This is a genomic window from Alkalispirochaeta alkalica DSM 8900 (assembly GCF_000373545.1).
GTDB lineage: Bacteria > Spirochaetota > Spirochaetia > DSM-27196 > Alkalispirochaetaceae > Alkalispirochaeta > Alkalispirochaeta alkalica.
On record NZ_KB891730.1, the window covers coordinates 1 to 4902 of the forward strand.

General features: G+C 61.4%; 2 protein-coding genes. Both read right to left on the reverse strand.

Annotation, left to right across the window (positions count from 1 at the left end; all coding sequences use genetic code 11):
• Positions 1 to 198: 198 nt before the first annotated feature.
• Positions 199 to 597: a hypothetical protein gene (locus B071_RS0111070; RefSeq protein ID WP_157703182.1), complete on the reverse strand. Its 399-nt coding sequence runs from the start codon at positions 595 to 597 to the stop codon at positions 199 to 201.
• On the reverse strand, positions 533 to 865 hold the full coding sequence (locus B071_RS0111075; protein ID WP_169336346.1) for a hypothetical protein: 333 nt from the start codon (positions 863 to 865) through the stop codon (positions 533 to 535). Before B071_RS0111075 ends, B071_RS0111070 begins: the two co-directional genes overlap by 65 nt.
• Positions 866 to 4902 lie beyond the last annotated feature (4037 nt).

Consider the following 4902-nt stretch of genomic DNA (forward strand, 5'->3'; position numbering starts at 1 on the left):
GCTACGAGGCGAGTGCCGATGGGCGCGGCTGCATCCCAGGCGGCGTGGGGGTGGGTCCTCCGGTCCTCCGGCAGGCTCAAAGGCCGGGACTGCCAGTGTTCAGCGGTCAAAATGTAGCGGTCTTGAATTGGAAATAGCACGGCTCCCCTCCCAAGGTCGTGCAATGCGGGGTACTCTGCCGGCCCCGCTCGGCCCGGATCACTCGGGTTCTATCGCCGGGGCCTCCTCATCAGGGTCGCGGATCACCCCCGCCTGGATCAGATCCTCCAGTTCCTGCGGGGTGATCTCTGCGTCCCCCAGGTCCTCGCCCTCCAGGGGCGTCCAGTCGGGCTCCACCGGGGCCAGGAGAAGCTCGCTGTAGTACCGCTGCTGCTCCGGGGTCAGATCACGGATCAGCTTCCCCTCGGTTCCCTCGCTGTCGGCCCAGGCCTTTAGGGCCTGGCGGTAGTCGTCAAGGTGCACGGCTATTTTCCTGCTCATGGTCCGGACGGTCAGCGCCGTTCGTGCCGGGAGCTTTATCTCCTGGATCGCTTTAATTCCCTTCTCTGCTTCCAGGAGGGTCGCTATTGTCAGGGGTTTCGTCTGGGTCTTCGTCATGGGGGCCCTCGCTTTCTGGTTTTGGTGTGGGGGCGATCTCTTTCTTGACCGCCTCGCGGAATGCCTCGGTGAAAAAATCTCCGGCCGGGATATCCTCGGGGAGAATGTGCGCTTCTGCATCCATCCGTGCTTGCCGGGAGAAGGCCTCGTACAGGATCGTCAGAATCGCTGCCGTCTCCGACGGGGTGAGCGCCAGTGAATGGTAGCTCTGATCTACCGGGGAGGCTCCCGATTTCCTCGCCTCGTAGGTGATATAACTCCCCGCCACGGCTGATACGTCCGCCCATGAGCTCCCCAGATCAATCCCGATAGATGTTAGCCGGTGGTACGATGTAACCACCCCGGATTTCTGCTGGATTTCTTTTTCTAGTCCCATTTTCATCTCCTGCTTTATGAGTACGAGCCGTTTGTGACAAGGAAAAACACTACAAGGTTGGCCCCCAGCAGATTGCTGACATTTCGTACATCGAGTACGGCTCCTTGACCCGTAATGTCGGCCCGCTTAAAATACACTGCAAAAGCCCTGCCACTGCTTCTGATAACTTCCGCCACTGCCCCAGAATCATTCCCATAACTCCAGAGGCAAGAAACCAGAATCCTGTTTCCTGGTGGCGTTCGGTCATGAAAAAAATTAAGCACGTCCCGTCGTTCGGTGGTTAATCCAGAAAAATACATATAGTGCATTTTATCAAGAATGTTTACATGAAAGTGCCTGCTGGTTTTTGCGTGCGCGCCGAGGGCGACGGAATTTCCGAGGAGAGCCTCTGCACCGTCTCCTCCGGCGAATCCGTCACGCACCTGCGCGTTTCTTCCGACAGCGCCACCGCCAGTAATTGCTGCAGCCCCGTTACCTATAGCGCCCCCGTTTGTGCCTCGCAGCCTGAAACTGTCAGCCTCAAGACTCCCGTCAATTCTGGTATCCCCGTTGACGTGGAGTTTCGTCTCGGGAGAGTGCGTGCCGATGCCGACACGGCCATTATTGTGGATGAATACCCTTGTTTCATCGCGAGTGCGCAAAAATATATGCCGATTAGAGAGAGTCCCACCCGCCTGAATAATCAGACAGCTGCTCCCTCCTCCGGGAATATTGCCACCACTCCGGGAGCCGTAGATTAGAGGCTCGTAGGCTCCTGTAATAAAATCCCTCTGGCTTACGGGATTATCAAACTCAAGATATCCTCCTACACGTATTCTCCCCGTAGTAGTAATCTCCCCCGCCGACACCACGGTCTTGTCGCTCCCGCGCTCCACGGTCACGTCCGCCGTGTTGATCTGGACGTCCACGTTGCGGATCTCCAGGTCGTTGTTGGCGAAGAAAAGTCCCTTCGTCCCGTCCGTCGAGGCGAAAGTGAACCGGCGGTTTGAGAGGTCCAGGTTGAAATACTGCGGCACCACCGGGGCCTCCAGCTTCCCGGCGGTGATCGTGCCGAGGTTTGCTGATATGGCGGCCAGGTCATCGGCGACAATCTTGTTCGCCCGGATCAGCCCCTCGAAGAACAGGGTCTCGTTCCCCTCATGGGTCGTGATTACAAAGGGCGTCCGCTTAGTGTTCGCCTTTGCGATCTCGAAGCGGTCCACGGCGACCCGGAAGGTGCTCGTGGGGGCCTGGCCGTCTATGGCCTCGCTGATCAGCCCGAAGCCGGTGACATTGTCGTTGGTGTCGATTCGGACGCTGTAAACCGCTCTGATATCCCCGGTCTCGCTTGCCCTGACCGAGGATTCCTGGCTGATCGCGGCAAGGCTGGACGTCGCCAACGCACGGAACGACACGTTTGTGAGGATCGACTGGTGGGGGCTGCTGACCATACTGTAGCCCACGAGAAACCGAAGCCGGACCGTCTGGACCCCGGGTTCGGCGACCCAGGCCCGTGTCTGCACCCCCTTCCATTGGTGAGGGATCAGGGAAAGGTCAGCATCGGGTCCGGCAAAATAGCATATCAGCTCGGTCCACCCAGCCTGGTTCCGGTTGTCTCTGTTATACCAATAGGGATTGCTCGATATTCCCCCAAGCCCCCCCGTTGCTGGGTTGTACGCCCGCACAGCGGTAGTGCCTGGGGCCGTGTGCAACCCGAAGTAGTTTCTCCCCCCGCCGTTTGACCAGAATGTTGCCCGCACCTCGTAGATTGCATCACGTTGAACGGGGAAATATTCGGAGTAGTGTTGCCTCGCACTTGTTAGGGATAAAAATGACCCTACCCCGGTCCTCCCGCCTTGATCGAATGGCGTGGGGGAATGTACGTGGGAATCCCAGCCATCTCGGTTGGCGTGGACCGTCAAAGGGTTCACCAGGTTCTCCCGGGACATATTGACCCGGGCCTCGACCTGTTGAATCGCTGACGCCCGGGCCCCGGCTTCGGAAGAAACCGTATAGTATAGCTGATCGATTGAAGCTTTCGTTGCCAGCCCTGTCTCGGGGTCCTCCACCAGAGTCTCAAGACCCGTGATCCGTTGCCCCTGGGAGCTGATCGTGCCTTCGGTCGTGTCCACGCGGCTCTCCAGGGAGGTCATATCTACCTGGGATGCCCGGGAGCCGAGGCCTGTCTCGGGGTGGTCCACCTGGGCCACCAACCCGTCAATCCGCTCTGCCTCCGCCGATATGGCCCCGGCGTTATTACTCGTCGCGGTCTCCAGACTCTGGATCTTCCCGGCGTGGGTCCCCAGGCCCTGGGTGTGCTCCTCAATGATCGCCTGGTGTGCATCGAGCGCCGTCTGGTGGGTCCCTTGAATATCCAGGAGCCCCCCCTCCTTGTCGATCTCGTCGATCCGGGAGTTCAATAGATCGGCCAGATGCTCGCTCCCGACCCCGCCGTGGGCCAGGTCCTCGCCCCCCATGAGTTTTGTCTGCGCCGATTCCACGACAGACCAGGGGCTCGCGTCGCCCTGCTCAAGCGAGACCCGGCGCACCCGGTAGTAGATCGTCCGGGGGGCGGGAGCGGCGGAGGTGCCCGCGTGGGGGACGCTGGTGTGGATGTAGATCGGCCCGTCGTAAATCTCGGACCCGCCCTGGGGGCCAACCCGCCAGTGGGTGCCGTCGATCTGGGGCCGGTACCAGGGGCCCGTGCCGCTCTCGGCAACCTGGATCTCCAGGCGGTAGGGGTTGATCGACCGGCGCTGTTCGCTCGCGACAACGTAAATGTCCCGGAGGAACTGCCGGGTCTCGATCTCGGGGGTGGTGAGGGTAAACTCGGTCCCGGTCTGGGGGAGCTCCACCACCCCGGCGTTCACCGATACAGCCGCCCCGAGGTTGCCCGCAGCGTCAACGGCGGCCAGCCAGTAGGTGTACTGCCCCAGATCCGCCTCGGTGAGGGAGAGGAAGGTCCCCGGCTCCCGGGCGATCTCCACGCCCCCGGCGAAGCTCTCGCCCTTCCGNACCNCNTANAACCCCACGGGGAAACTGCCTGTCTCGGGGGGACGCCAGCTCAGAAGGACGTGGTTTCCCACCACCTGGGCGATCAGGTCCCGCACGGCTCCGGGGGATGATATCGCTAGTGTCACAGCTGCCGGATCCCGGGATTCATTGCCGCTGCGATCGCGGGCTTTNACGAGAAANGTGTACGTTCCGGCGGCACATCGCTCTGCCAGGAAGGANGTGGANTCGCCCTGAAAGAGGGTCTCGGCNGTATCCCATTCGTCGCCGAGGGCGAGNACAAAGTGGTCGTAGTCCAGGTCATCGACCCGGCTCCAGCGGACCTCGATCCCCTCGATGCCNCGTACNGCTGCGCTGATCGATGCCACATTTTCCGGCGGGGCGGTCTTCCCCAACACCCGGATCGTCCCCGTTCGCCANGCACTGGGGCGCTCCTCGCCCCCGGGAGTCCGGGCGATGGCGCGCACCCGGACCTCGTATTCCGCGAGNTGCTCNACCTCCCAGATCGAGACCTGNTCACTATCGGGGTCATGGCTGGATGAATCCCAGGGGTTCTCGTCGGCCGTTTCCCCGCCCTCTCCGGGTGAGGGCACCTCCCTCCAGGAGATTTCCGTGCGGATCACATCGAAGTACGCCTGATCGGGATGACGAAGCGATACCACAATCCGGTTGTCATACCCGCCGTCCGAGCGGGGCACAATGGTGGTCCCGTCGCTTCGAAGCACGATCTCCGGCGCAGCGGGATAGTATGACCCCTCGTTCGGNATCGAGACGAAGGACTCGTGGGGGGGAATCGCCCCCTGATCGNCGCTATAGATCGCCGGCGAGTGTTCCACCAGGGCGACCCGGGCGGTGAGGTTCTCCATGGGCTCCACCCGGGCAACCAGGCAATCCAGGGAGACCCTGCCGGACTCGCCAAAGACGAACTGATCCCCCGG